26 protein-coding genes are annotated in these 23,425 nt (G+C 67.7%); 12 read left to right on the forward strand and 14 right to left on the reverse strand.

Features of this window, described 5'->3' with window-relative positions; all coding sequences use genetic code 11:
• Positions 1-27: 27 nt before the first annotated feature.
• Positions 28-702, reverse strand: coding sequence for a type I 3-dehydroquinate dehydratase (locus tag FGF80_RS14930; protein ID WP_006186428.1), 675 nt, complete (start codon positions 700-702; stop codon positions 28-30).
• 70 nt (positions 703-772) lie between these two features.
• Positions 773-1,753, reverse strand: coding sequence for a transcription initiation factor IIB (locus FGF80_RS14935; RefSeq protein ID WP_006186429.1), 981 nt, complete (start codon positions 1,751-1,753; stop codon positions 773-775).
• A 219-nt stretch (positions 1,754-1,972) separates the two neighbouring features.
• Here FGF80_RS14935 and yjjX point away from each other — a divergent pair, with 219 nt between their 5' ends.
• From yjjX to FGF80_RS14950, 3 genes are all read left to right on the forward strand, one after another.
• Positions 1,973-2,497 (forward strand): inosine/xanthosine triphosphatase, encoded by a 525-nt coding sequence (gene yjjX / locus FGF80_RS14940; RefSeq protein WP_138654905.1) that lies wholly within the window; start codon positions 1,973-1,975, stop codon positions 2,495-2,497.
• 236 nt (positions 2,498-2,733) lie between these two features.
• Entirely contained in the window at positions 2,734-2,955 is a 222-nt protein-coding gene (locus FGF80_RS14945) for a DUF7123 family protein (protein WP_006186431.1), read from the forward strand.
• A gap of 114 nt (positions 2,956-3,069) precedes the next feature.
• On the forward strand, positions 3,070-3,726 hold the full coding sequence (locus tag FGF80_RS14950; protein WP_006186432.1) for an HAD family hydrolase: 657 nt from the start codon (positions 3,070-3,072) through the stop codon (positions 3,724-3,726).
• A 27-nt stretch (positions 3,727-3,753) separates the two neighbouring features.
• Here FGF80_RS14950 and FGF80_RS14955 read toward each other — a convergent pair whose 3' ends face one another.
• The 3 genes from FGF80_RS14955 to FGF80_RS14965 form a co-directional block, all read right to left on the reverse strand.
• A complete protein-coding gene (locus tag FGF80_RS14955) occupies positions 3,754-4,371 on the reverse strand; it encodes a winged helix-turn-helix transcriptional regulator (protein ID WP_006186433.1) in 618 nt (205 codons plus the stop codon).
• A gap of 171 nt (positions 4,372-4,542) precedes the next feature.
• Complete coding sequence (locus tag FGF80_RS14960; RefSeq protein ID WP_006186434.1) at positions 4,543-5,721, reverse strand: SPFH domain-containing protein; 1,179 nt, start codon at positions 5,719-5,721, stop codon at positions 4,543-4,545.
• A gap of 72 nt (positions 5,722-5,793) precedes the next feature.
• The gene (locus FGF80_RS14965; RefSeq protein WP_006186435.1) at positions 5,794-6,399 is read right to left on the reverse strand and encodes an NfeD family protein; all 606 of its coding nucleotides are present in this window, start codon (positions 6,397-6,399) and stop codon (positions 5,794-5,796) included.
• A 258-nt stretch (positions 6,400-6,657) separates the two neighbouring features.
• Here FGF80_RS14965 and FGF80_RS14970 point away from each other — a divergent pair, with 258 nt between their 5' ends.
• The 5 genes from FGF80_RS14970 to FGF80_RS14990 are packed head-to-tail and all read left to right on the forward strand — an operon-like array spanning position 6,658 to position 12,770.
• Complete coding sequence (locus FGF80_RS14970; RefSeq protein ID WP_138654907.1) at positions 6,658-7,743, forward strand: M48 family metalloprotease; 1,086 nt, start codon at positions 6,658-6,660, stop codon at positions 7,741-7,743.
• Positions 7,740-9,389, forward strand: a complete 1,650-nt coding sequence (locus FGF80_RS14975; RefSeq protein WP_138654909.1) for a DUF4129 domain-containing protein — start codon at positions 7,740-7,742, stop codon at positions 9,387-9,389. Before FGF80_RS14970 ends, FGF80_RS14975 begins: the two co-directional genes overlap by 4 nt.
• Positions 9,386-10,060 carry a DUF7269 family protein gene (locus FGF80_RS14980; RefSeq protein ID WP_138654911.1) on the forward strand — a complete coding sequence of 225 codons (675 nt, stop codon included), beginning with the start codon at positions 9,386-9,388 and terminating at the stop codon, positions 10,058-10,060. The genes FGF80_RS14975 and FGF80_RS14980 overlap by 4 nt, the downstream gene beginning before the upstream one ends.
• Positions 10,057-11,391 carry a DUF58 domain-containing protein gene (locus FGF80_RS14985; RefSeq protein ID WP_138654913.1) on the forward strand — a complete coding sequence of 445 codons (1,335 nt, stop codon included), beginning with the start codon at positions 10,057-10,059 and terminating at the stop codon, positions 11,389-11,391. Before FGF80_RS14980 ends, FGF80_RS14985 begins: the two co-directional genes overlap by 4 nt.
• Complete coding sequence (locus FGF80_RS14990) at positions 11,388-12,770, forward strand: hypothetical protein (protein ID WP_138654915.1); 1,383 nt, start codon at positions 11,388-11,390, stop codon at positions 12,768-12,770. Before FGF80_RS14985 ends, FGF80_RS14990 begins: the two co-directional genes overlap by 4 nt.
• Here FGF80_RS14990 and FGF80_RS14995 read toward each other — a convergent pair.
• Both FGF80_RS14995 and FGF80_RS15000 read right to left on the reverse strand, forming a co-directional pair.
• A complete protein-coding gene (locus tag FGF80_RS14995; RefSeq protein WP_138654917.1) occupies positions 12,759-13,724 on the reverse strand; it encodes an AAA family ATPase in 966 nt (321 codons plus the stop codon). The genes FGF80_RS14990 and FGF80_RS14995 overlap by 12 nt on opposite strands.
• Before the next feature lie 68 nt (positions 13,725-13,792).
• The gene (locus FGF80_RS15000) at positions 13,793-14,152 is read right to left on the reverse strand and encodes a DUF7471 family protein (protein ID WP_138654919.1); all 360 of its coding nucleotides are present in this window, start codon (positions 14,150-14,152) and stop codon (positions 13,793-13,795) included.
• Positions 14,153-14,324: 172 nt separating this feature from the next.
• Here FGF80_RS15000 and FGF80_RS15005 point away from each other — a divergent pair, with 172 nt between their 5' ends.
• Complete coding sequence (locus FGF80_RS15005; RefSeq protein ID WP_006186443.1) at positions 14,325-14,666, forward strand: YbjQ family protein; 342 nt, start codon at positions 14,325-14,327, stop codon at positions 14,664-14,666.
• Between the two features lie 204 nt (positions 14,667-14,870).
• Entirely contained in the window at positions 14,871-15,398 is a 528-nt protein-coding gene (locus FGF80_RS15010) for a winged helix-turn-helix transcriptional regulator (RefSeq protein ID WP_138654921.1), read from the forward strand.
• Positions 15,399-15,418: 20 nt separating this feature from the next.
• Here the strand turns inward: FGF80_RS15010 and FGF80_RS15015 are convergent, their stop codons facing one another.
• A complete protein-coding gene (locus FGF80_RS15015; protein ID WP_138654923.1) occupies positions 15,419-16,438 on the reverse strand; it encodes an AI-2E family transporter in 1,020 nt (339 codons plus the stop codon).
• A 117-nt stretch (positions 16,439-16,555) separates the two neighbouring features.
• On the opposite strand from FGF80_RS15015, the gene FGF80_RS15020 reads away from it, so the two are divergent.
• The gene (locus FGF80_RS15020) at positions 16,556-17,293 is read left to right on the forward strand and encodes a DUF547 domain-containing protein (protein ID WP_006186446.1); all 738 of its coding nucleotides are present in this window, start codon (positions 16,556-16,558) and stop codon (positions 17,291-17,293) included.
• Between the two features lie 24 nt (positions 17,294-17,317).
• Here FGF80_RS15020 and FGF80_RS15025 read toward each other — a convergent pair whose 3' ends face one another.
• Entirely contained in the window at positions 17,318-18,028 is a 711-nt protein-coding gene (locus FGF80_RS15025) for an amphi-Trp domain-containing protein (RefSeq protein ID WP_138654925.1), read from the reverse strand.
• A gap of 117 nt (positions 18,029-18,145) precedes the next feature.
• On the opposite strand from FGF80_RS15025, the gene FGF80_RS15030 reads away from it, so the two are divergent.
• Positions 18,146-18,949, forward strand: a complete 804-nt coding sequence (locus FGF80_RS15030; protein ID WP_006186448.1) for an HNH endonuclease — start codon at positions 18,146-18,148, stop codon at positions 18,947-18,949.
• A 142-nt stretch (positions 18,950-19,091) separates the two neighbouring features.
• Here the strand turns inward: FGF80_RS15030 and FGF80_RS15035 are convergent, their stop codons facing one another.
• From FGF80_RS15035 to FGF80_RS15055, 5 genes are all read right to left on the reverse strand, one after another.
• Positions 19,092-19,820: a nucleoside phosphorylase gene (locus FGF80_RS15035; RefSeq protein WP_138654927.1), complete on the reverse strand. Its 729-nt coding sequence runs from the start codon at positions 19,818-19,820 to the stop codon at positions 19,092-19,094.
• A 122-nt stretch (positions 19,821-19,942) separates the two neighbouring features.
• On the reverse strand, positions 19,943-20,245 hold the full coding sequence (locus FGF80_RS15040) for a HalOD1 output domain-containing protein (RefSeq protein WP_007107692.1): 303 nt from the start codon (positions 20,243-20,245) through the stop codon (positions 19,943-19,945).
• A 140-nt stretch (positions 20,246-20,385) separates the two neighbouring features.
• On the reverse strand, positions 20,386-21,270 hold the full coding sequence (locus FGF80_RS15045; RefSeq protein ID WP_006186451.1) for a carbohydrate kinase family protein: 885 nt from the start codon (positions 21,268-21,270) through the stop codon (positions 20,386-20,388).
• Positions 21,271-21,349: 79 nt separating this feature from the next.
• Entirely contained in the window at positions 21,350-22,171 is an 822-nt protein-coding gene (locus tag FGF80_RS15050; RefSeq protein ID WP_138654929.1) for a DUF63 family protein, read from the reverse strand.
• Between the two features lie 117 nt (positions 22,172-22,288).
• Positions 22,289-23,287 carry a ribose 1,5-bisphosphate isomerase gene (locus tag FGF80_RS15055; RefSeq protein WP_006186453.1) on the reverse strand — a complete coding sequence of 333 codons (999 nt, stop codon included), beginning with the start codon at positions 23,285-23,287 and terminating at the stop codon, positions 22,289-22,291.
• Positions 23,288-23,425: the final 138 nt, after the last annotated feature.

Here is a 23,425-nt window from a genome sequence, read left to right on the forward strand (position 1 = left end):
TTAACATTCCGATTCTCGTTATTTTTCTCAGCCGAGGCGTGTCACCAGCCCCGCCAGCGTCTCGAGATCGTACTGTCCGGGCGCGGTCGCATCGGCCGGGTCGACGGGTGCGTACCCGATTTTCGACCCGTAGACCGGGGCCACGGCCCGCGTGTGACTGCCGACATCGCCCATCGCCATCGTCGCGACGGACTCCCCGCGAGCGGTCAGTTGCTCCGTCACCGAGAGCAAGGCGAGCGTGTCGGCCGTCGATTCGGCCGTGACGGCCAGCTTCGCGACGTCGGCGTCCGTGCCCGCCTCCGTCAAAGTCCGTACCATCGCCTCCCGAGGCGGGGTGCCCTCGAAATCGTGGGCCGACGCGACGATCGACACGTCCCGGTCGCGAGCGGTCTCGAGCACTGCCGCCGCCGACCCGTCCTGAATCGACTCGAGTTCGAGATCGATCGCCCCGACGGCGTCGACCGCGGTCGCCTCGGCGAGCGCCTCGAGTCGCCCCTCGGCTGCGGCCTCTCCACCCTCCCACTCGGCCCGATTGGTCGCCAGAATTGGCAACTCGCCGTCGTAGGCCTCGAGCGCGGCTAGGGGCTCGTCGGCCAGGTCCATCCGAAATTCGATCGCGTCAGCGTGCTCGCGGGCCGCGGGCTCGTCGGTGAGCGCGGCCGTCGACGCTGCGAGGACGAACGAGTCGAACTGTAGTTCCATTGGGACCAACTGCGAGCGAGCGCGGCAAAAACGATATCGGTCCGGCGAATACCTGCGGCGAGCGCCGTCCTTACGCCATCCCGATGGTCTCCTCGGCCTCGAGGAGTTCGTGGTAGCGGTTCCGGATCGTGACTTCGGAGATGTCGGCGACATCGGAGACGGCGGCCTGGGTGGTCTTCTCGTTGGTCAGCAGTGCGGCGGCGTAGACCGCGGCGGCCGCGAGGCCGACCGGCGACTTGCCGGAGTGGACGCCCTTCTCCTTGGCGTTCTGGAGCAGCGAGCGCGCGCGGTGTTCGGCCTCGTCGGAGAGTTCCAGTCCCGATGCGAAACGAGGGACGTAGCTCTCGGGGTCGGCCGGCTGGACCTCGAGACCGAGTTCACGGACCACGTAGCGGTAGGTGCGTGCGATCTCGTTTTTCTCGACGCGGGAGACATCGGCGATCTCGTCGAGACTGCGGGGGACGCCGGCCTGACGGGCGGCGGCGTAGACACAGGCCGTCGAGACGCCCTCGATGGAGCGACCGGGGAGGAGGTCCTCGTCGAGCGCGCGGCGGTAGATGACGCTGGCCGTTTCGCGGACGTTCGTCGGGAGACCAAGCGCGGACGCCATACGGTCGATCTCACCCAGCGCTTGTTTGAGGTTGCGCTCCTTGGAGTCGCGGGTACGGAAGCGCTCGTTCCACTTGCGCAGGCGCTGCATCTTCTCGCGCTGGCGCGAGCCAAGCGAGTTGCCGTAGGCGTCCTTGTTGCGCCAGTCGATGTTCGTCGAGAGCCCCTTGTCGTGCATCGTGTTCGTCGTGGGCGCGCCCACGCGGGACTTCTCGTTTTTCTCGGCGGCGTCGAACGCGCGCCACTCGGGGCCGCGGTCGACGGAATCCTCCTCGACGACCAGTCCGCAGTCCTCACAGACGGTCTCGCCGTGCTCGTCGTCGACGACGAGATTGCCCGCACACTCGGGACAGGCCAGGTCCTGCTCCTCGCTTTCGGTCTCCTGTTCGTTCGTTTCGGGTTCGCTACGTCGTACTCTCGTGTTCGATGGTGCGTTAGTCATACGATGGCGATTGCTGCCCGGCCGAACCGATCGCAAAAGCCCGGACGGTTCCGTTACCTCCCACGTTCAGAGACTCGAGGGTTAAGGGTTTCGGAATCTCAATCCCATATCCCGCGAAAACCAGTAATTCGGGCGAAAGAGCATGATGGATAGAAACATTGAAGCAATGAAACCGGTCGGAAACGCAGTCCCCAAATCGGTCCCCGCCGAACGACCGGTATGGACCTCGCAGTCGGAAGCACGAATCCCGTCAAGATCGACGCGGTCGAACGAACGCTCGAGCGCTACGAGCCGACCGTGACCGCCGTCGACGTGGATTCCGGCGTGGCCGAACAGCCGCGGTCGATCGACGAGACCGTCACCGGTGCGGAGAACCGTGCCCGGCGAGCGTGCGCGGCGACCGACGCCGACTACGGGGTGGGACTCGAGGGTGGCGTCGCTCGGCTGGACGGGACGCCGGGACTGTCCCTGATTATGTGGGGGGCCGTGACGGACGGCGACCGAACGGCGCGGGGCGGTGGGCCGACGCTGCGTCTCCCCGACGGGATCGCGGAACGAGTCGCCGACGGGGCCGAGCTGGGACCGGTAATGGACGACCGCCTCGGTACCGACGGTATCGCCGAGGCCGACGGTGCTGCAGGCGTACTCACGGACGGGCTGACGGACCGAACGCAAGCGCTCGGCGAGGCCGTTGCGTCCGCGTTCGGACCGTTCGTCACGAATTACTACGACGGCGACGGCTGATCGTCACCGGGATGCGATCGACACCCGAACCGGCCGGTCGAACCCCGCGTCCGACACGGTCACGGACAAACGACACTCACGAATGGATATATATTAACCGGCCGTACCAACGAAAGCTTTCCGCTCGGTTATTCATCTCTTACTCCCGACGGGAAGCGCATGACGGCGGCGGGTTAACCGCGCGTACCAAACCCCCTAAGGGTATTCCTGTCGTCCGATCGTGTATGAGCACTGCAATGGCCCCCGACCTCACGAGCAAGCAACGGCGGATTCTGGAGTACCTCCGGAACAATGCAGCGACGAAGACGTACTTCAAATCCCGCCTCATCGGCAACGAGCTCGGTATGACGGCGAAAGAGGTCGGCTCGAACATCACCGCCCTTCAGGAGGGCGACTACGATATCGAGATCGAAAAATGGGGCTACTCCTCGAGCACGACCTGGAAAGTCGATACGTAACTCCGCGGCGGCGACGCAGTGGACGCTGCTCGTATTTTACCGATCGTCAGGAGTAGCCAGCGACGGCCGTCGCGACGCCGAACGCTCTTTTCTCACGAGCCCCAGTATCGGGATATGACGACGGTACTGTTCGATATGGATGGCGTCATCCTCGAGGGGCCGCGGACCGACCCCCAGGTGTACGCTGCCGCCGCCGACGCAGCGCTTGCCGATCTGGGGGCCGACCCGACGCCGGCCCAGCGTCGCGGCGTTCGCACTCACGATCACGAACGGATCAAGACGCACTGCCGCGAACTCGGGATCGATCCCGACCGGTTCTGGAAACTGAAGGAAACGCACGCCTCGAAGGGGACCCACGACCGGCTCCGGTCAGGGGAGCGCGGCATCTACGACGATATCGATGCGATTCGCGACCTCGGTGACCGGACGGCGATCGGCCTCGTCACCAACAACCGCCACGAGACGGCCGCGTTCGTCGCCGACTACGTCGGGTTCGACTTCGACATCGTCCGCGGTCGAGACCCCACGTTCGAGGGCTACGAGCGGCGCAAACCCGATCCGTATTATATCGACGACGCGCTCGACGCCCTCGGCGTCACCGACGGCATCTACGTCGGCGATTCCCCGACGGACGTAACGGCCGGCCGAGCGGCCGGCCTCGAGACCGCGTTCCTCCGGCGGCCACACAATCGCGACCGGGAGCGGCCACGGAACGCGACACACGAACTCGCATCGCTGGCCGACGTGTCCTCACTCGTCGGACCGGAGTAAGATGCTCTTACAGCGGGAGCCACCGGCTTAGCCCTCGTACGTGAGGAACTGATCCGCGTTCCGGGCGAGCGCTCGAGCCCGGTCGCCGAACGAATCCGCGTGGCGGACGACCAGCACCAGCACCGTTTCCGGCCGTTCGACCGCGTAGCCGTCATCGCGAGAGAGCAGGCCGGCCTCCTCGAGTTCGCCGGCGTACTTGCTCACCGTCGGTGCCGAGACGTCGAGGGCCGCGGCGAGGTCGCCGGCAGTGGTCTCGGAGTTCAAGAGGAGTTCGATCAGCATGCCGCGGGGCGTCTCCCGGCGGAGGTATCCCAGGGCCCGCTTCTCGAAATCGTCGAAGCGGCCGGCGGTAACGAACCGCTTGTAGTCGCCGTCGCGATAGCGCTCGATCGCACCGACGTCCTCGAGTCGCCGCAAGTGGTGTTGGGTTTCGCCGGTCCCGAGTTGGAGGTCGTCGCGGATCTTGGAGAAGTGCGCGCCGGGCGTCGTCGACAGATACCCCGCGATCGCGTCGCGAGCGTCGCTTTCGCCCGTGTCAGCGGCCGCTGCGTCCGCGCGGCCGACCAGGGGAGAAGCAGCACCGAGAGCGGCGAATCGGCGCAGGGTCGCTCGTTTGTCGTCGTCGACCCCATCGGGCGATGTCATAGCTACCTACTACCCGTAACGGGACGACCCGTAAAACAGGTTTCGCTCCCCGTTGTGCACCGACTACGATCGGTTAGTCAGGTACTAACGAGCGTGGCAGCCGACCCATTGCCGGGGCCTCGAGCGAAAATTGAAGTCGGGAACGCGTCGAGACTGCTGCCGACCGACCGATCAGTCGCCCGTGGACGACCCGTCCTCGTCGGCCGACATCTCGGTGCCGCCGTCGGCCTGACTCTGGAAGTCCTGATCCATCTCCTCGATGACTTCGTCGGGGTCGGATATCTCGGCCGGGTCCTTCCCCTCCTTGATCGCCTGGGCTTCCTGTTCCATCGCTTCGACGTCCATATCCGCTTCCTGGTCGATCTCGCCGATGATCTCGGCGATGTCGTCCAATCCGATCAGTTCGCGCGTCTCGTCGTCGAACTCGCGGCTCTCGAGTTCGTGGCCGTCCGCCTCGACGTCGCTGCCCGAGAGGTGCTTGCCGTAGCGGCCGACCAGCGAGGTGAGTTCCTGGGGCATGACGAACGTCGTCGACTCGCCCTGGCCGATGTCGGCCAGCGTCTCCATCCCCTTGTCGATGACCGCGCGTTCGCCCATCGATTCTGCCGAGCGGGCGCGCAGGACGGTCGAAATCGCGTCACCCTGTGCTTCGAGGATCTGGCTCTGCTTTTCACCCTGGGCGCGGATGATCTCGCTCTGTTTGTCACCTTCCGCCTTCTCGACGGCGCTGCGGCGTTCACCCTGCGCCTCGAGAATCATGGCGCGGCGTTTCCGCTCGGCGGAGGTCTGTTGCTCCATCGCGCGCTGGACGTCCTTCGAGGGGTTGACCTCGCGGACCTCGACGCTCTCGACGCGGATACCCCACTCGTCGGTGGGTTCGTCGAGTTCCTCGCGGATGCGGGCGTTGATTTCCTGGCGCTTGTTCAGCGTGTCGTCCAGTTCCATGTCACCCAGTACGGCGCGCAGGGTGGTCTGGGCGAGGTTCGAGACGGCTTTCTTGTAGTCGTCGACCTGCAGGAACGCCTTCTTGGCGTCCATCACTTTGATGTAGACGACGGCGTCGGCGGTCACCGGCGAGTTGTCGCGGGTGATCGCTTCCTGCCGGGGCACGTCCAGCGTCTGCGTTCGCATGTCGAACGCGTACGTGTTCGAGACGAACGGCGGGACGAAATTGATCCCCGGCTCGAGCAGTTTGCGGTACTCGCCGAAGACGGTCAGGGCGCGTTTCTCGTAGGCATCGACGATTTCGATCGCGCTGAGCAACGCGACGATGACCACGACGAGGACGAGGGCACCGACGAGCAACAGCGCACCGCCGGCGGTTTGCATTGGGAACAGTTGGACCACCATATTTCGGCCTTACGGCGGTGGGGAGAAAAGCGTTCCCTTGTCTCGACAACATTTGGGGCCCGCTCGCGTTTCTCACCCCGAGTTTTCGGTTTCCGTTTCGGTCTCGGGTTCCGGGTCGGAGATGGATTCGCCGCTGCCGTCCGTGGCCTCCCGATCGGCTCTCTTCGTTTCCTCGTCGCGTGCGAGCGCACGATCGATTTCGTCCTCGCCGATCGCGTTGACGGATTCGACCGTCAGGACGTTCCCGCCGCCGGGATCGATGACGATGACCTCCTCTCCCTCCTCGATCGTCCCGTCGGTCGTCCGCGCGCTGTAGTAGGGAGCGAACCCGCCCTCGTCGAGTTTCACTTCGCCGCTGCGGGTCGTGACCGTCTCGGTGACGTAGCCCGTCACGCCGGACAGCGAATCCGAATCCGTCGTTCGAGCGGTGCCTTTCCCGCCGTAGAAGTCGAACTCGTTGTAGACGTACGCCGCCGCGAGCCCGATCGCGAGGGTGAGACCCGCCAAGATGATGGGGCTAAGCGGGCTCGGAAAGAGGACGCCGATCAACCCCGCACCGACCAGGGCGATCCCGATCACGATGAGGTGGGCTCCCGGTGAAATGGCCTCGAGCACCATCAACACGAGACCGACGACCAAGAGCAGGAGCGGCACATTCCCCACGAGGGATTCGACCATACTTAGCGCTATAGCCTCGCACGAATTAAATGTTTGTCAGCGCCACGGCACCGTTCGGATCGACAGCCTATGCGACGCTTGCGTCGCGGCCTCGTGAACGCTCCGACGGCGATGAGTCAGCGGTCGATCGACCGGCGGTCCTCGGCAGCGGCGTTCGCGGCGGCAGCACAATCGCTCGGGGACGGAAGACGATACCCGACCGAAACGTTCGGGGAAAATTTTTGATCCCGCGGGACAGAACTCGACCGAGCGCCCGCCATGATCCTTCGCCTGCGTATCGGTGCCGTCCTCGGCGTGTTCGTCGCGGTTACAGGCGTGTTCGTCCTCGTGCTGCTGTGGGCGTACGGCGTCCTAGTACCGGGACTCGTCGGCGGGACGATCGTCTACCTCCAGCATGGAACCGTCGAACTCGATCTCGTTCGGTTGCCGGTCTCGCGTCTCACGGCGCTGGTCCTGATCGGCGGTTTCCTCGCCGTACAGACGTATTACGGCTACCAGCGCGTTCTCGCCGGGACCCACGGCAGCGCCGACGACGAGGACCACGCCATCGCCCGAACGGTCCGACGACTGGCGATGCGAACCGATATTCCTGAGCCGGCCGTCCGCGTCGTCGCCGACGAGACGGCGAGTTGTTACACCGTCGGCCGGCTCACCGACGCGACGATCGTCGTCACGACGGGGCTGGTCGACCGTCTCGACGCCGACGAACTCGAGGCCGTGCTGGCCCACGAGATCGCCCACGTTGCCAACCGTGACGTGACGCTGATGACGATCACGACGCTGTTTCTGGAGATCGCCGATCGAGCGTACCACGCGGCACGGCTGGCCCGTCGCGCACTGGCCGAACCGCGCGACCTGTCGGACGGCGGCCGGATCGCGCTGTACTGGTTCCTCCCGCTGGTGGCGCTGACGTACGTCTTCGTTGCGCCGCTGCTATGGGTGTTCCCCGCCGTCGCCGACTGGGCGACGCGCACGCTCTCGCGGAGCCGGGAGTTCGCCGCGGACGCCGCGGCCGCCCGGATCACCGGCAATCCGATGGCTCTCGCGAGCGCGCTGGTGACCCTCGCCGAGACGACCGGGACGCCTGAAACCGACCTTCGAACCGCCAAAACTCGCGCGCTGTGTATCGTCCCGACGGACTTCGTCACGGGTGCGGACACGTCGTCGCTGCCCCGGATCGTTCGGCCGACGGCCGACGCCCGTCGCCGCGAGCGCGTGACCTCGTGGCTCGAGGCCGCCACGCCACCGGGGCCGGTCGACGACGGCTCCGCGACGCACCCGCCCGTCGACGACCGCGTACGGCGACTCTCCGAGATGGCGGCCGAACGGAGGGGACGAGCGTGACTCGGGCGCGCCGACTCCTGTTCGTCGTCGGCTGCCTGTGTTGCCTGCTCGCGGTGGCGACCGCGCTCCCCGCGGCCGATCCGCGACTCGAGAATCCCGGCACTGGCGGTGACGGAGACCCGGTCGCCGGCGACTGGGAAACGTTGGAAGACCGGCCGAATTTCAGCACGACGCCGCGGGTGGACGGGAACGAGTCGGACAACGAGCCACAGTCGACGGACGGTGTCCAGATCGAGATCGAGGGGGCGGTCGAGCCCGGGAACGACGTGACGGTCAATATCGGCGTTAGCGGGTTTGCATCGACGAAGACGATCACGGTGAACGGTGCAGCCGTCGCGACGGCCGACAGGATCGGACGCGCCACGGTCACCGTGCCGTACGCCGAGGAGATGACTGTCGGGGTTCCCGAGGACAACCGCTCGCGGACCGTCGACGTGGCGACCAACGCAACGATCACCACGCACAGCGGGGCGGCACCGGCTCGCGATCTCGAGGTGAAAGCGACGGTCGGGGAGACACCGGTGACAAACGCCACGGTGACCCTCGACGGGGACGCCGTCGGGATGACGGACGAGGACGGCGAAGCCGAAGTGAGGCTGCCGGAGACCGCCGGCCCGGTCGATCTGCACGTCGCACGCGGTCCGGTAACGGGCAACCGGACCGTCGACGTCGACGAGCCGCGGATCGAGTTCGTCTCGCCGTTCCTGTTCCCGGGCTCGCCCGCTCCCGTCCAGGTGTCCGCCGACGGAACGGGCGTTTCGAACGCGACGGTCTCCCTCGAGAGCGGCGGGACGGCGACGACCGGCAGCGGTGGGCGGACCCACGTCTGGCTGCCGATCGACGACGAGGCGACCGTCACGGTCTCGGTCGGCGAGGAGCACGCGACGGCGACCGTCGGAAACCTCTATCTCCGGCTGACGGCGGTCGTCGTGTTCGTCCCTGGGTTCGTCATCGGCGGCGTTGTGACCTATTTCCGACTGGTTGCAAACGCCGAGCGGGGACGCGCGGGCGGGGCGACCGATCTATTCGTCGCGCTCGCCGACGTGTTCGGGGCGCTGGCCGACGCGCTCGGCGCGCTCGTGAGCGGCATCGGCCAGTTCGGGTGGCCGTCGATATCGCTGCCGACGATATCGCTGCCGCGTCTCGAGTTCGGCGGGAGCGGTCGCGAGTTCCCCTCGCTCGGACCGGCCCTCTCGTCGATCGGCCGGGCGTTCGTGACCCTCCCGTCGCTGGGATCACTGGGATCGCTCGGGCGGTCGTCGAGTGGCGGCGACGGATCGATGCTCGCGGCCGTGTTCGGAACGCGCGACGACGAATCCGAGACGTCGAACGAGCCCGCGGACGACAGCCCCGACCTCGCGGCCGCCCCGCTCGCGCCCCGCGGGCCTCACGCCGAGATTCGCGCGGCGTGGCACGCGTTCCTCGACCGACTCGAGGTGGACGACCGCGAGACGGCAACCCCCGGCGAAGTGGCCCGCGACGCGCTCGCCGCCGGGTTCCCGGCCGAGAACGTGCGTCAGCTGGTCGCGATCGTTCGCGACGTCGAGTACGGCGGTCACGAGGCGTCTCCGGATCGGGTGGCGGCGGCGCGCGCGACGGCCCGTGAACTGCTCGCTCACGACCCCGACGAGGAGGGCTCGGAATGAGTCGGCGCTCGTCGCCGGGACCGTGGCAGCGACTGCTGGGCCGACTCGAGGCGATCCATCCGGAGGCGATCGCGGTGGGGATCGTCGGTGCCGGGGCCGCCCTGGCGGTCGGTGCGACGGTCTTCGGCGGGTTTCTGCCGTCCGTCAAGTCGCTCACCGTGTTACTGTATCCGTTCGCGGTGCTGTTTCCGGCGATCGGAGCCGTCCTCGCCGTTGGCGCGTGCTGGTGGGTGTGGGCCGCCGACCGGTCGGACGGCTCGCAGCTACTCGAAGGACCGCCGCCGGAAGCGGCGGTCACCACAACCGAGCACCCGGTCGGTCGCGAGTCGGCGAAGACCCTCCTCGTCGCCGGGGAGGGACGATACCGCTGTCGGCGAAACGAGTCGGCCGCGGCGGTTCGACGAGGGCTCGTCGACGGAGCGGTTCGCGTCGTCACGACGAGCCGCGGCCTCGCAGCCGACTCAGCTCGGGAGGCGGTCCGCACGGGAACGTGGACCGACGATCCGGTCGCCGCCGCGTTCCTGGCGGAGGAGTTGCCCCAGCCACCCCGCGAACGGTTGCGAGCCGCGGTCGACCCCGGAGCAGCGTACCACCGCCGCGTCCGTCGCACGCTCGCGGCGATCGAGCGGATCGACGACGGGACGGCGCGGAACGCGGAGGTGGATCGATGACGGAGCGAACCGTCGACCGGTTCGCGGACGGCGACTGGGCCGTCGCCGCGACGGTCGCGCTCGCCGGACTGGGCATCACCGTCGGGAGTCAACTCCTCGTCGCCGCCGCCACGCTCCCGCTGTGGTACGTCGCCGCGGCCGTCCTGGGAAGCGATCGGTCGGCGATGGTCCGCGTCCGTCGCCGCGTGACGGTTCACGACGCCTCGAGCGAGAGCGGTGATGCTGACGGGGGCGAGGGCGGAGGACCGATACCCGCCAGCCCGGGGGCTACCGCGACCGTGCGAACGACCGTCCGAAACGACGGTTCGGGGACGCTCGTCGATCTGCGCGTCGTCGACGGCGTTCCGGACGCGTTGCCGGTCGTCTCCGGCTCGCCGCGCGCTTGCGAGACGCTCGAGCCCCTCGAAACGGCGACACTCGAGTACGAGGTCGAACTCCGGCGGGGCGAGCACGCGTTCGGCGACACGACGGTGCGAACGCGCGATCTCACCGGCACGGTCGCCGAAACCTGGACGGCGGGCGTTGAGGGCGATGATGTGGTCCACTGTTCGCCAACGGTCGAGACGGTGCCGCCGGGCGACGGGACGAACGAGTACGCGGGTGAGGTGCCCACCGACGAGGGCGGCAGCGGCCTCGAGTTCTACGCCGTTCGGGAGTACGAGCCGGGCGATCAGGTACGCGCGATCGATTGGCGGCGGTACGCCGGCACGCGGGAGTTGGCGACCGTCGAGTACCGCGCCGAGCGGTCGACACGGATCGTCTGCATCGTGGACGCGCGGCCGAGCCAGTTCCGTGCGGCGACGACCGACCGGGTGCCGGCGATCCAGCGCTCGGCCGACGCGGCCGGGCGAGCGTTCGAGGCGTTGGTGGCCGCGGGCCATCCGACCGGCATCGTCGGCATCCACGAGCAGGGGGTGACGAGCGTCCCGCCGGGAACCGGTCCCGCAACGAGGCAGGAGGCGACGGACCTGCTGGACGCGATGCAGGTGCCCGGTTACGTCGCAGCCGCCCGCTCACGGACGGGTGACCCGTTCGCCGCCCTCCTCCAGTCGCTTCCCGGTGACGTCCAGGTGTACCTGTTTTCCGCGTTCGTCGATGACGATCCGCTCGAACTCGTCGAGGCGCTTCGGGCGAGAGGATACGGCGTTCGCGTCGTCTCCCCGGACGTCACCGCCGACACTGCCGACACTGCGACGCGGCTGGCGGCTCTCGAGCGGGGGACGCGACTCGCTCGCGCCCGCGAGACCGGCGCTCAGGTCCTCGACTGGGACCGCGAGCGATCGCTCGGCGCGGTACTTCGCACTGTCGTCGGGGAGGTGGCGACCGAATGAGCCCGCCCGACGATCGGTTGCCGACGACCGTCACACGGGGACTCGTGCTCGCCGCCCTCGTGGGTACGCTCGCACTCGCCGTCTCCCAACCGATCGTCGCCGCCGGCGTCCCGATCGGGCTCGGTCTCGCAGTCGCGGTCGGGGCCGCCGGCGGCTCCAATCGTCGCGTCGCGCTCGGGGCCGCGTTGCTACCGGTCGTCGTCCTCGCCGGCGTCGCAACCGTCGGGCTCGCGGGGACGCCGATCGCCGGTCTCGTGGCGGTCGTCGGAGCGGCCCTCGCGGCCGCCGTCTGCGGTGTCGTCTGTGGCCAGCCGACGGCGGTCGCACTCATGCGAACGGGCGGGGCCGCGCTCTGTGCGTCGGTCCTCGCCGGCGGGAGTGCACTGGTCGCGATCGGTATCGATACCGTGGGCGGGATACAGGCGGCGCTCACCACGGCGCTGTGGCTCACCGGCGACGGCGTCTTCGGACTGCTCGTTGCGCTCATCGTCGCCCCCGTCGCAGTCGTGGCTGCACTCCTCGTCGTCCCGCCGGCGGCGGTTACCGTCCCCTCAAGGTACGATTCATACGTCACGAGCAGAAACGCACTCGCGAAGCTCATCGGGATCGCAGCCGCGGTCGCGATCGGCGGGCTCTCGATACTCACGGTCGGGTCGATGCTCGTCCCGACACTCGAGCCGGTCGTCGAAGCGGTCACCGGCAGCGCCGCGGTCCGCGGACTGCTCGCGGCCGTGACGGGAACGGCTCTCCTCGGTGTCGCGGTAGCGGTCATCGCCCGGAGCGTCTGGAGACAGACGGGAGGCCGCCGGAACGCCGCGGTCGCGATCGTCGCAGGCACGCTCCCGGGCGTGGGGCTGCCGTTCGCGGCGGCCATCAGGAGCGGCGGCATCGGGACGACGACCGTGGCGACGCTCTTCGGCGCGGCAGCGGCCGCACTCGGCGTCGGCTGGCTTGCAGCCTGGCTCTACGAGGGCGTGGTGGGACGAAACGAGGCCACGAATCCCGAAACAGCCGTCGCAGCCGCGCTCGCCGCGGGCGGCGTCGTCAGCGGGGCGAGCGTCGACACCGCGACGCTCAGCCTCGAGCTGATGCGGGCGGGAGTGGCGACGTTCGTCCCGATCGCGGCCGCGCTGTTCGCGTACGATGTCGGTCGGTACGGACGGACGCTGGCCCGCGAGATCGGGGCCGAGGCGTCCCGCCGGCCACAGCTCGTGCGACTCGGCTGGAGCGGCGGCGTCGCGGCCGTCGGCGTCCCCGTCGGCGCGCTCGGGATGGCGGGGGCGACGGCGTTCGCGCCGACACTGTCAGTCCCGGCGACCGCGGGCGTGATCGTCGCCGTGGCCGCGGTCGTGGGCGGAACGTGGGTGCTAGTCCGCTGACGGCGGGTCCATCGCAGGGACGTCACAGTTCTCGAGGACGGCGTCGATAACCTCGCGTCGCGAGACGCCATCGACGATCGCGTCCGGGGTCAACACGAGCCGATGGGCGAGCGCGGGCCCGGCGATTCGTTTGATGTCTTCCGGGACGACGTACTCGCGGCCCTCGAGGACGGCGCGGGCACGACTGACTTCGAACAGCCGTTGGACGCCGCGGGGCGAGACGCCGACGTCGACGCGGCCGTCGGTCCGCGTGGACCGACAAACCGCGCCGATATAGTCCCGAACCGGTCCCTCGACGGCGATCCCTTCGGGAACGGCCTGGAGTTCGAGGACTTGCTCCCGATCGACGACCGGTTCGACCGTCGGAGTCGGCCGATCGCGGTCGGCCCGGCGGTCGAGCAGTTCGCGCGTTCCCTCGGCGTCGGGATAGCCGAGCGATGTCTGTATCATGAATCGGTCGCGCTGGGCCTCCGGCAGTTCGAAGGTCCCCTCCTGCTCGACCGGGTTCTGTGTCGCGATGACGACGAACGGGTCGGGAAGTTCGTAAGTGTCACCGTCGACGGTCACCTGCCCCTCCGCCATCGCTTCCAGCAGCGCGGACTGTGTCTTCGGCGGCGCGCGGTTGATCTCGTCGGCCAGCACGACGTTCGCGAACACCGGACCCGGGGTAAAGTGGAACTCGCCGGACTCCTCCTCGAAGACGTACGAGCCGGTGATGTCGGCGGGCATCAGGTCCGGCGTAAACTGGATGCGGGAGAACTCGAGGCCGAGCGCGGTCGCGAACGACCGCGCGGTGAGCGTCTTGCCCGTTCCGGGAACGTCCTCGAGCAACACGTGCCCGCGGGCGAGCACGCCGGCGGTGATCTCCTCGAGGACGGTGCGATCGGCGACGACTGCGGAACGGATCTCGTCGACGACGGCTGCCACCGTCGCCGCGGCGTCGGGGACTGACATACCGGTAGCGGCCCCTCCGGGAACTTATATCTCACGACGGCCGACACGATCGACTCGGATCGGACGGCTCAGTCGTTACGAGAATCGCCCGGTTCGGGAGCGGGAGTGTCGTTTGCCGGCCCGCTTCGATAGACAGCATAGAGGACCAGCACCGCGATCAGGAAGTCGAAACCGTGCTCGACGAGGTGGTGGACCGTCATCGGGACGAGTCCGAGGACGGTCCCCAGCCCGGTCACCGAACGGACGACGAGCACGCCCAGGACCACCGTGATCAACAGGTAGCGGAGCGTCCGACGCCGGGAGTAGGCGACGACGCCCGCGACGAACAACACCGTCGTTCCCAGCGCCGCGAGCGTGATCACGCAGACGAGGACTGGCGCGAGTTGGGGGTCCAACCACTCGCTGGCGACCGACAGTGCAAGCACCATGAATCGATATCAATACTGGGGCGGACAGTCACCTATTCGCTTCGGTGTTTCCCGACCGGCAGCGACCGCGCTCGAGTCAGCCCGAACGCGGATACATATATTTGACTTCGATGTGCCGACGTTGTAACTCCTCCTCCCGGTTTATCCCTCACTCGGGCGTACGCTCCCCCGTATGAGTGATGCAGACGTGACGATCACGACAACGGACAGTCTCGAGGGACGGGAGATCACGGCGTACCGCGGCGTGATTTCGGGCGAAGCGGTCATCGGTGCGAACGTCGTCAGCGACATCGCCGCCGGCATCCGGGACGTCGTCGGCGGCCGGAGCGGGTCCTACGAGAAGAAAATCGAGAAGGGGCGGACGGAAGCGATCGCCGATATCGAGGCCGAGGCGCGGGAGGTCGGTGCCGACGCCGTCGTCGGCGCGACGTTCGATTACGAGGAGATGGGCGAAGGCATGCTGTGGGTCAACCTCTCCGGAACCGCCGTCGAGACGCGTCGCTCGAGCGAGTAGCGCGGCGGCGTTTCGACGGGCCGATCGGATGGAGACGGCGCGCGCCCGCTCGAGCGACCGAGGCCGCGAACGACAGCGCCCATCGGCGGCCGCCAGCGATCGCCTGTGAGCCCCGTCGCCGTCGTTCCCGGGGGTTGGGAACGCGCGAAACCCGTTATATGCACCACGGCACTAGCGCCGAGTACGTTCCACCAAGGGAGAGCTATGACTGACACTCGAGAACGGATTCGGACGCACGTCGGCACGAACGCCGGCGTCCATTTCAACGAACTCGTCAGGGAGTCCGACTTCGCGCCGGGACAGGTCCAGTACCACGTCCGACGGCTGCGCGAGGAGGGACGACTCGTCCGCGAGGAGTTCTACGGCCGAACCCACTACTACCCGCCGACGTACGACGAGTGGGAGCGGGCCGCACTGGCACTGTTTCGGCGGGAAACCGCCCGCGAGATCGTCGTCTACCTGATCGAGAACGAACCGGCCGGCCCCGGAGCGATCACCGACGCCCTCGATATCGCTCGGAGTACGCTCGAGTATCACGTCGACCGCCTGGTCGACCACGGCCTCGTCGAGAAGCGCTACGACGAGCGGAACCGCGTCGTCCTCGAACTCGCGGAACCCGAAGCGACGGGGCGACTACTGACGACGGTGACGCCGACCGTTCCCGATCGGCTCGTCGATCGGTTCACGCGGCTCGTCGACGAACTGCTCGCGGGGACACAGGAGCCACAGTAGGGCCGCGACCCGCCGGCCGGTCACTGCATTCCGGGTTCGTTCTCGAGGCGATCGTAGTGGTCGTTCATGACTGCCAGCGTCGCGATCAGCGCGCCGAGGACGACGGGGCCGTAGAACAGCCCCATAACGCCGAACGCGTAGACGCCGCCGAGCACCCCGAGGATGATGACGGAGGGATTGAGTTCGGCGTAGCGATCGACAACGATCGGCCGAAGGTAGTCGTCGGAGAGGCCGACGACGATCACGCTGTATCCGAACAGCCCGGCGGCGAGCAGGAGATCGCCGGTCAGTCCGAGATAGATCACGGCCGGCCCCCACACCATGAACGACCCGATCAACGGGATCAGCGAGAGGATAATCATGACGAACGTCCAGAACGCGGCGTTAGGAACGCCGGTCGCGAGGAGCCCGAGTCCGGCGATGGTCCCCTGGATGATCGCGATCAGGACGTGTCCGGCGAGGACGGCCCACATGACCTCGTCCAGTCGCTGATAGAAGTCGTCCTGAACGTCGTCCGGAAGTGGCGTCAGCTCCCGCATCCAGGCCAGGAGATCGCTGCCGTCCTTGAGCAGGTAATACAGCAGGAAGATGGCGAGTCCCAACCCGACCAGGACGTGCGTGATCGCGCTGAACCACTCGGTCGAACGGCCGAGCACTACCGATCCGACGTTCTGTGCGGCGTCGGCAAGCACCGACGGCAGGTCGATGGTCCGGCCGGTCTGTTCCTCGATCGCCCGCTCGAGTTCGGCCATCTCCAACGAGTCGGTGTTGACCTGCTCGAGGAGTCGCCGGGCGTCGCTGGCGACCGCCGCGATGACGACGAGAAGCGGGACGACGAAGCCGGCGATCGCGAGCGCGACGAGTCCGCCGGCGGCGATCGCCGGCGACATGCGCCGCTCGAGACGCTCCTGAATGGGATAGAGAACGTACGCGATGAGGATGGCCCCCAGAATGTACTGGGAAAACGGCAGGACGAGCAACAACGAGAGGTACGCAAAGAGGGCGATAAGCGCGAGGAGGAACCCCTTACTGAGATTCACACGGCTTATTTTCGAGCACGTCGGCATAAAACCACGGCTTGGACCTGTTCCCACATCGGACTGTCGTGTGAATCCGTCACACGGCTTCAAGAGCCTGCTCGGTGAATTTCGACCCGAATGTCGACCCAGCTCGATCCCCTCTCGCTCTCGGCCGATCTCCTGTATACGGTCAAGACTGAGGGCGACGCCGACCCGCTGCGGGAGCATCTGGCGTCGGTCGAGCGATCGCAACTCGAGCGGGCGCTCGCCAGTCGCGAGGAGAAACTCTCCTTCTGGCTTAACTGCTACAACGCCTACGCGCAGTTGCTGTTAGAGGAGGAAGAGCCCGACCTGGGCGAGGGCGGGCTCCTCGATAGCTGGAAGTTCTTCGCGCGCGACCAGATCCCCGTGGGCGGGGTCTGGCTGAGTCTCAACGACATCGAGCACGGGCTGCTCCGCAGTTCGAAGCAGCCGTGGGGCTTTGGCTACCTCCCTCGGCTGTTTCCCTCCTCGTTCGAACGGCAGTTCCGACTCGCCGACTGTGACCCGCGCGTGCACTTCGCGCTGGGTCATAGCTCGGAGCACTGTCCGCCGATCGCGGTCTACTCGCCGCGAGACGTCGACGAGGAACTCGACATCGCGATCGAGTGGTTCCTCGAGGAAAACGTCACTTACGACGACGCGGCAAACACCGCGACGGTCCCGCGGCTGTTCAGGCAGTACCGCGGTGATTTCGGCGGCAAACGCGGTATCGTCGGGTTCCTCCGGGAGTACAACGCCGTCCCCGACGATACCACGCCCGTACTCGAGTACGAACGGGTCGACCACTCCGCGGAGCTCGACGTGGATCTCGAGGCCGACGACGTTCGGCCGTAGGTCGCCGACGGCGTGCCGGGGCGTCTACTCGAGTCGCCGGATATTCGCCGTCGGTGCGCTGCGCATGACGCCCCGGGCCGCCCGTTCGGCGTTCGATCGCGAACTGTACCCTTCGCCGCTGTCGGCGACGATGTTCCCGTTCCAGTGGACGAGTCGCCAGCGCCACTGACCCGCGTTGTCTTCGTAGACCTCGAACCGGCTGGTCCGGCCGGAGTCGTCCGATCGGTCGGTCCCCTCGGCGGTCGTCACCGCCGTCTCGGCCGTCTCGGCGTCGTCCGTCCCATCGTCGTGGTCCGCACCCACGTCGAGGGGCATCACCGCCGCCGCGGGATCGACGGCCGTCGGGTCCGCCGCACCGCGCTCGTCGCCGTCGTCGGTCCCGTCGGCGTCGGCGGACTCGGCAGTGTCGGCGGTCGAACCGCGATCGGAGAGACGAACGCTCGAGCCCTCGGGATCGTCCCACTCGAGTTCGAGTTCGAGCTCGCCGACCGGCGGGTCGGCGTCGGAAGCGTACTCGGCCTCGAATTCGGCGACGACCCGCTCCGGCACGGCGATCCTGGCGGCCCGGTCCGCGCCGGTCAGGCGGACGGGGCGGCCGGACTCGAAAGCGGTCGCGAACTCGCGGAAGACGGCGGCGAGGTCGGCACGGTCGTACGCGCGCTCGAAGTCGAACTCGTCCCCGTCGGCCGCGGCCGATTCCTCCGGTCGGTCCGTGTCGTCCGGCGCGTCGCTCATAGGTGAACGTACGATCGGCTATGTGTTAATATTACCCACTCGCCGGACGGGATAGTAACAGATGTCGACCGCACGACTGTCGGAGCGTTTTTGTCGCCGCGCTGTCTTCGCTCGCCCGTGACTTCACGCGACTGGCGTGCCGACCGAGAGGCCGTTTTCGACCGCGACGCGTTCACGTGTCGCCACTGCGGGACCGACGGCGGCGACGACCCGGCGACGCTCCGAGCCTACCCCGTCGGCGACGTCCCGCTCGAGGGACGGGTCCACGAGAGTGCGCTCGTCACCGTCTGTGACGACTGTTTCGAGACGCTCGAGGGGTCGGTGGCGACGGAGCCGATCGCAGCCGACGCGTTGTTTCACCGCGTCCGGGAGACCACCCGACTCCAGGGGACGACGATTTCGGCGGTCGCCGATTTCGCGTCGCTGGCGACGGCGCTCCCGTCGACCCTCGAGACCGCCCTCGAACCGGGGACCGACGCCGACATCGACGACTCGGTCTCGGAGTATCGCCGAACCAGACGCGACATTCTGCTCGCCATCGCCGTCGTCGACGCCCGACTCGAGCGACTCGCGGCGCTCGACGACGAGGACTACGAGCCGGCGACCCGGCGCGCGCTCGCGGCGTTTTCGGACACCGCGGCGGACCTCCAGTCGACCCTCCGCGAGGTCGTCGGACTGAGCGAAACGGTTCCCATCGGCCTCGAACGCTGTCAGGGCTGTTTCGAGTCGCTCGAGGGCGAGTCGTGTGCGACCTGCGGGCTCGCGGCCCGCGAGGCAGCGGCGTGGCGGAAAGACGACGGCACCCTCGCGTTCGAGGGACTGTTCACGACGATCAACGACCGGCTCCAGGGAGCCTCCGAGACGACCGAAACGCTGACCGAGCGGACGACCACGCTGGCCGAACGGCTCACGGCGGCGTAGCAACAGCGCGACGCGCGAGGTCGGCGGAGCGTTCCGCACCGGGCGGCCGACCGAGCGGTCGCTTCGCGAACGGTTGGTGGTCACTCGAGAGAGGCACAGAACGGCCGTCGCTCGACCCGCGACGACCGGTCGCGTCGAACCGCTACAGGTGGGTCGCGGCCTCGAGCGAGAGATCGATCGCGCGGCCGACGTTGTTCTTGGCCTTTTCAGGGAGTTCGTCGTCCTCGGTGGCGGTTCCCTTCTGGGTTCCTTCGACGAGGTTCCCGTCGACGGTACAGATCGCACCGGCGCGCAGACCCTTGCGGCGGGTCAGCGAGAAGACGGCGGCGGCCTCCATCTCGACGGCGAGCATGCCGGCGGCCTCCCAGTCGTCGACGGCCGCGTCGGTCTCGGCGTAATAGGCGTCATCGGAGGCGATCGGGCCGACGTGGACGTCCTCGTCGTTCGCCTCGGCGGCGTCGGCTAACGCCGACAGCACGTCGTAGTCCGGAACCGCGGGGTACTCGGCGGCCTCGTACCGTTTCGACGTGCCCTCGTTTTTCGCTGCGCCCGTCGCGACGATCATGTCGCCGATCTCGATACCCGACTGGAGCGCGCCGGTCGTGCCGACGCGGATGAACGTCTCGACGCCGACGTTCGCCAGTTCTTCGATGGCGATCGCGGCGGACGGGCAGCCGATCCCCGTCGAACAGATCGTCAGCTCCCGGCCCTCGTAGGTTGCGTTGACGACCTTGTACTCGCGGTTCTGTGCGATCGTCTCCGATTCGTCGCAGTGGTCGGCGATGCGATCGACCCGCCCGGGATCACCCGGGATGAGCGCGATATCTGTCAGGTCGCCGTCGTCGACCAACAAGTGTGGCTGCGTCGCCATACCGTCGGGTTCCGTGGGCGGTGGCAAAAAAGGTTCGAGGGAGGGCCACGCAGCGATCGGTGTGACCGGTGCTCATCGATGCCACCCCCGTCCCCCGCTCGACGGCGGCTCCGCCCGCGATCTCACTCGGCCGGACGAACATCGACGCGCTCCGGGCGAATCGTAACGACCGCGTCGTCGATCTCGAACTCGACTAGCCCCGTCGTCCGGGTATCGCCGCGGTTCGTCTCGGCGAAGAGGCTGTCGAGTGCGTCCGGGTCGATGTACTCGTAGAGCTGCGTACTGGTTCCGGTGGCGTCGTCACCGTAATACCGGGCCAGTGCCATCGCAGCGGCGATACTCGGCGGTTCGTCCGCTCGTCGCTCGTACCGGACCGGCCGTCTAAGGCCGCATCCGTTCGAGTCGTTTACCCTTCCTTCCGTCATGTCTCTCAGTCACGGGATCGTGACTGTTCACTCAGGTGGCCAACGTCCCCACGCATATAACTACCGTCAGACGACACCCGGTGAGAATCGCGTGACTGCGGTACTGGTCCCAGTTCACACGGCTCATAAGAATCCATCGGTTACGACCGCTCCGTGAGAACGTCCTCGACGGCCGCGGCCGTCGGCGCGCTCCGCGCGCCGTCGCGACCCGCAGTCAGCGCACCACAGGCGTTCCCGAACGCGAGCGCGCAGTCGATATCCCCTCCCTCGAGCCACGTCGCGAGAAAGCCGGCGGCGAAGGCGTCGCCCGCTCCGGCGGTATCGACGGGATCGACGTCGAATCCCGCGTGAACGACGGTCCGATCCGGGGTGTACGCTTCGGCCCCGTCGGCTCCGCAGGTGACGACGATGATGCTCCCGTCGGCCGCATCGGTCCGATCATCCCCGAACAGCACCGTGGCTTCCCGCTCGGTCACGAAGACGACATCCGCGAGCGCGAGCGCCTCGCCGTACTCCCGGTCCCCGAGCCGGCGACCGGGATCGAAACTGACGGATCGCCCCGCGTCGCTCGCGAGTCGGGCGATCGCAGCGGCGGTGTCCGGCCGTTGCCCCGTGAGGTGAACGTGATCGGCCGACCGAACGCGCTCCGGGTCGACATCGTCGGGTGCGACCGCCTCGTTGACCCCGTCGTTGCCGAGTATCGCGACCTCCCCCGTCTCGTCGACGAGGAGGTACTTGACCGCCGTTTCGGCTCCCTCGACCACGCGAACGCCGGACAGCGAGACGCCCGCCGCCTCGAGTTCACGGCGGGCGAGCAGGCCGTGATCGTCGTCGCCGACGCTGCCGATCAGCCCGGTCTCGACATCGAGGCCGGCGAGTGCGGCGGCGACGTTGGCGGCGCTACCGCCGCCGGACTGGCGTTGCGAGCGGATCGACGCCTCGCCGTCGGGTTCGGGGAACCTGTCGACACGGAGGGTCACGTCCCAGTTGACGTGTCCGGCAGCGAGTACCGTAACCGAATCCATTCGATGACAGTGGGACGACGACCGCACGCGGCAAAAACCTAGGTGACGACGGGCAGCCGGCCGGTAGAATCGACGGCGCTCAGCCGACCGCGAACAACAGCGTGTTGTGAACGGCCGGCCCGAGCCCGACCGCGGCGACCAACGCGAGGACGGTCCGCGCCTGCTGGGGTCGGTCCTCGACGTACTCGCGGAAGAGCCCGAGGATGACCACCGCGAGGACGACCTTGACGAGGACGAACAGCCACCCGGCACCGATGTACTGCGCGGTCGGCAGCGCCTCGCCGGCCTCGAGGATCAACAGGGAGAGCGGGACGTCCTCGCCGGCCGTGAGGACGTCGTATCCGATCGCGGTCGTGACTCCGTCCAACGCGTGGCCGAAGACGACGAGCACGCCCGTCGCACCCGTGGTCGCCGCGATGTCGGTGACCCAGAGACTCACCACGAGCCAGACGACCGCGGTGACGATGCCGGCGGCGACGACGCCGATAACCGGCCAAAAGGGCGCGATGGTCCCGGTCTCGAGACTGAGAAGGATCGCGCCGGTCGCGAAGACGGTGAAAAACGCCGTGCCGGCGATGCCGACGAACCGGGGGATCGTCCGCTGGAGGCCGCCGACGTGGAGGAAGACGGCGACGATCCAGACGGCCCCCGCGACAGTCGCCGTCACCGCATAGACCATCGGCGCGGTAAACAGCGGCTCGATGCTCGGCGGGAACGCGGCCAGTTTGTAGAGGACGTGGAGCGTCGCACCGAACATCATCCACGGCGCGAAGGCGATGACCGTCCGGTCGGTCACCGGCGGCTCGAGCGCCCACAGCAGTGCGATGATGCTGCCGAGGATAACGATGACCGGTACCAGCAGGTACCACGGCGGGACGACGAACCCCTCGGGTAATACCATAGGGCCAATAGCTCACACCAGGAACTAACACTTTCCGATTATCGAAGATTCAGTCCGGTGAAAAATTCTAGTCCGACCGGTGGCGAATACAGCACAGGTCGTCGAGTTGCGGCCGCTTCAGACCGTCCACGGTTCGTCGGTCGTCTCGCCGAAGAGTTCTCGCATGAGTGTCACAATGCTTTCCGGGGGGAACTGGCCGCGCTCGGTGACGATCGCATCGACGTACCGCGCCGGCGTCACGTCGAAGGCGGGGTTGTCGACGGTCAGGCCGTCGTCTTCGGCAGCGGATTCGTCCTCGTCCCCTTTGCCGATGATCGTCGCTCGCTCCTCGTCGGAGAGTACCTCGCGCTCGTCGCGCAGTTCGATCTCGACGGTGTGGCCCGTCATCGTGTCCGGATGGAGTTTGATCGTCTGGGCCGCGACCATGACGGGGACGCCCCGCTCGCGGGCGTTGACCGCGAGCCCGCTCGTTCCGACCTTGTTGATCACGCTGCCGTCGGCCGCGATGCTGTCGGCCCCGACTAACACGTGGTCCACCCTGTCGAGGTACCGGCGGGCCGCGTTGTCCACGATCACGGTCACCGGAACGCCCCACTCCCGGAGCTGTCGAGCCGTGATGTGGCCCTGTTTTCGCGGCCTGGTTTCCTTGACGATCGCTTCGATCGCTTTCCCCGACTCGAGGGCGACGTCGATACAGGCGAGCGCGTCCGTCGAGTGGCAGTGGGTCATCACGACGTCGCCGTCTCGGAGCCGGTTCGCGCCGATTTCGCCGAGCGTCTCCTGGGCGCGCTCGAGGTCCCGACGGAAGGTCTCGGCGCGGGCGATTGTCGACGCCCGGAGGTCGGCGACGGTCTCGCCGTCCATCCCGCGGAGCACGTACCGGAGGGCGTTCGGGAGACTGACCGCGGTGGGCCGGGTCTCGTAGAGCGTTCTGGCGGCGGCTCGCAGGTGGCGTCGGAACGCCGCCGGGCTCTCGGCTCCGGAGCGGTCGGCCTGGGTCGCCAGCGCCGCGGCGGCCGCGTCGGCGATCGTCGCCGCGCCCCGAATCTCCATGGTGGCGATATCGTCGGCAGTGGCTTCGACGGCCGGGACGACTCCGGGTTCGGCATCGGCCATGCCGGGGGATTACACGCCGCCGCTCAAAAGGATACTGTCGGTCGTCCCCGTGTGGACCCGTCAGCGGACGAATCGGCGTCGCTCACGGCACCGGTCGGACGAGGTGTCCCGGTAGGTCCGTTTCTCGGCGAGGGATAC

Origin of the sequence: Natrinema pallidum, from assembly GCF_005890195.1 — an archaeon.
Classification (GTDB): domain Archaea; phylum Halobacteriota; class Halobacteria; order Halobacteriales; family Natrialbaceae; genus Natrinema; species Natrinema pallidum.

Coding starts and splice junctions, on each gene's coding strand:
- FGF80_RS14955 (WP_006186433.1), bottom strand. CDS start 4,371: ATGACATCGCCCGATGGGGTCGACGACGACAAACGAGCGACCCTGCGC.
- FGF80_RS14930 (WP_006186428.1), bottom strand. CDS start 702: ATGGAACTACAGTTCGACTCGTTCGTCCTCGCAGCGTCGACGGCCGCG.
- FGF80_RS15005 (WP_006186443.1), top strand. CDS start 14,325: ATGAGTGATGCAGACGTGACGATCACGACAACGGACAGTCTCGAGGGA.
- FGF80_RS15050 (WP_138654929.1), bottom strand. CDS start 22,171: ATGGTATTACCCGAGGGGTTCGTCGTCCCGCCGTGGTACCTGCTGGTA.
- FGF80_RS15010 (WP_138654921.1), top strand. CDS start 14,871: ATGACTGACACTCGAGAACGGATTCGGACGCACGTCGGCACGAACGCC.
- FGF80_RS14935 (WP_006186429.1), bottom strand. CDS start 1,753: ATGACTAACGCACCATCGAACACGAGAGTACGACGTAGCGAACCCGAA.
- FGF80_RS14960 (WP_006186434.1), bottom strand. CDS start 5,721: ATGGTGGTCCAACTGTTCCCAATGCAAACCGCCGGCGGTGCGCTGTTG.
- FGF80_RS14990 (WP_138654915.1), top strand. CDS start 11,388: ATGAGCCCGCCCGACGATCGGTTGCCGACGACCGTCACACGGGGACTC.
- FGF80_RS15045 (WP_006186451.1), bottom strand. CDS start 21,270: ATGGATTCGGTTACGGTACTCGCTGCCGGACACGTCAACTGGGACGTG.
- FGF80_RS14995 (WP_138654917.1), bottom strand. CDS start 13,724: ATGTCAGTCCCCGACGCCGCGGCGACGGTGGCAGCCGTCGTCGACGAG.
- FGF80_RS14985 (WP_138654913.1), top strand. CDS start 10,057: ATGACGGAGCGAACCGTCGACCGGTTCGCGGACGGCGACTGGGCCGTC.
- FGF80_RS14945 (WP_006186431.1), top strand. CDS start 2,734: ATGGCCCCCGACCTCACGAGCAAGCAACGGCGGATTCTGGAGTACCTC.
- FGF80_RS14950 (WP_006186432.1), top strand. CDS start 3,070: ATGACGACGGTACTGTTCGATATGGATGGCGTCATCCTCGAGGGGCCG.
- FGF80_RS15000 (WP_138654919.1), bottom strand. CDS start 14,152: ATGGTGCTTGCACTGTCGGTCGCCAGCGAGTGGTTGGACCCCCAACTC.
- yjjX (WP_138654905.1), top strand. CDS start 1,973: ATGGACCTCGCAGTCGGAAGCACGAATCCCGTCAAGATCGACGCGGTC.
- FGF80_RS15025 (WP_138654925.1), bottom strand. CDS start 18,028: ATGAGCGACGCGCCGGACGACACGGACCGACCGGAGGAATCGGCCGCG.
- FGF80_RS15020 (WP_006186446.1), top strand. CDS start 16,556: ATGTCGACCCAGCTCGATCCCCTCTCGCTCTCGGCCGATCTCCTGTAT.
- FGF80_RS15055 (WP_006186453.1), bottom strand. CDS start 23,287: ATGGCCGATGCCGAACCCGGAGTCGTCCCGGCCGTCGAAGCCACTGCC.
- FGF80_RS15040 (WP_007107692.1), bottom strand. CDS start 20,245: ATGACGGAAGGAAGGGTAAACGACTCGAACGGATGCGGCCTTAGACGG.
- FGF80_RS15035 (WP_138654927.1), bottom strand. CDS start 19,820: ATGGCGACGCAGCCACACTTGTTGGTCGACGACGGCGACCTGACAGAT.
- FGF80_RS14965 (WP_006186435.1), bottom strand. CDS start 6,399: ATGGTCGAATCCCTCGTGGGGAATGTGCCGCTCCTGCTCTTGGTCGTC.
- FGF80_RS14980 (WP_138654911.1), top strand. CDS start 9,386: ATGAGTCGGCGCTCGTCGCCGGGACCGTGGCAGCGACTGCTGGGCCGA.
- FGF80_RS14970 (WP_138654907.1), top strand. CDS start 6,658: ATGATCCTTCGCCTGCGTATCGGTGCCGTCCTCGGCGTGTTCGTCGCG.